Below are 1439 nucleotides of genomic sequence, written 5' to 3' on the forward strand. Positions count from 1 at the left end.
GTCCAAAGTAGTTCAGACCAAACTCTTCAAAGAGCATGCCCGGACCGATAAGACCTTTCGCCGCGCCCTCGGCCTTCTGTGCCACGTGCTTTGCCGCTTTACCACCGATGCGCTCAATCAGATCCACCGCGCGATCGTGCCAGGTGACGAAGGTCGGGTTGGTGACAATCTTGTGGAAATACGAGGCGATCGCGCCCACATTGCGATCGATCGACCAGGCATTATCGTTCAGCACCACGATCAGGCGTTTGGTCGATGAGGCGATATTGTTCAGCGCCTCCATGGTGATGCCATTGGTGAAGGCGGCATCTCCGGCCAGAGCAATAATGTGCTCGTCGCCACCATTCATATCGCGCGCCACAGCCATGCCCAGCGCAGCCGAGAGCGCCGTGCCTGCATGCCCAGCGCCGAAGCTGTCATGCTCGCTTTCCGTGCGCAGCATGAAGCCGTTCAGGCCATCCGGCTGGCGGATGGTATCGAAGCGATCGGCGCGGCCGGTCAATAACTTATGGACATAGGCCTGGTGCGATACATCGAAGACAAAGCTGTCGCGTGGCGTGTCAAAGACATAGTGCATGGCGATGGTGAGTTCCACCACACCGAGGTTCGGACCGATATGACCACCGGTCCTGGAGACACCAACAATAAGCCGTTCGCGGATCTCTTCTGCCAGTTGAGAGAGTTCGGAGATAGAAAGCTTTTTGACGTCCGCGGGCGAATGTATCTGTTGAAGCAGGCTCATTATTATGGTTCGACGGCAATAGGCCGCCGGGGTTACTCTTCAGTATACGCCGGTAGTTCCCCCTCCCAGCGTGCAATTACGGCACACGCCAGGCAGTTCCCTATAACATTCAGGGAAGTGCGCCCCATATCCATCACCGCATCTACCCCAAGCAGCACCAGCATGGGTTCCAGAGGCAGATTGAACGTGGTGGCAGTTGCCATCAGCACCACCAGAACGGCACGCGGCACACCGGCTATGCCTTTGCTGGTGAGAACCAGCATCGCCAGCATCATCGCCTGTTCGCCCCAGCCCATGTGGATATTCGCCGACTGCGCCACAAACAGCGAAGCCATCGCCAGGTAGAGAGCAGAACCGTCAAGGTTGAAGCTGTATCCTGYTGGAATCACAAAGGCAACCACACGGCGAGGGATACCGAACTGCTCCATGTTTTCCATGGCCGTCGGCAAGGCTGCCTCCGAGGTTGCGGTCGCAAAGGCGATGGTCGCAGGTTCTGCAACAAACTCCACAAACCGGCGCAACGGAATCTTTGCCCACAAGGCAATCGGCAGCAGGATCAGCAGAATAAACGCGACCAGCGAGATGTACAGCGTAAGCAGCAGCTTGCCCAGCGGCAGAAGGACACTGGCTCCCATATGTCCGACCGTGTAGGCCATCGCGGCGCCCACGGCCACCGGGGCCAGATACATCACGATAC

2 protein-coding genes are annotated in these 1439 nt (G+C 57.9%); both read right to left on the reverse strand.

Annotated elements, in window-relative coordinates; all coding sequences use genetic code 11:
- Positions 1-742, reverse strand: a 742-nt coding sequence (locus AB4043_RS25415; RefSeq protein ID WP_442308509.1) for a 1-deoxy-D-xylulose-5-phosphate synthase N-terminal domain-containing protein, incomplete at its 3' end; no start/stop codon positions are given.
- Positions 743-774: 32 nt separating this feature from the next.
- On the reverse strand, positions 775-1439 hold a 665-nt coding region (locus tag AB4043_RS25420), incomplete at its 5' end, for a dicarboxylate/amino acid:cation symporter (protein WP_442308510.1).

Origin of the sequence: Terriglobus sp. YAF25 (genome assembly GCF_052113305.1) — a bacterium.
Lineage (GTDB): Bacteria > Acidobacteriota > Terriglobia > Terriglobales > Acidobacteriaceae > Terriglobus.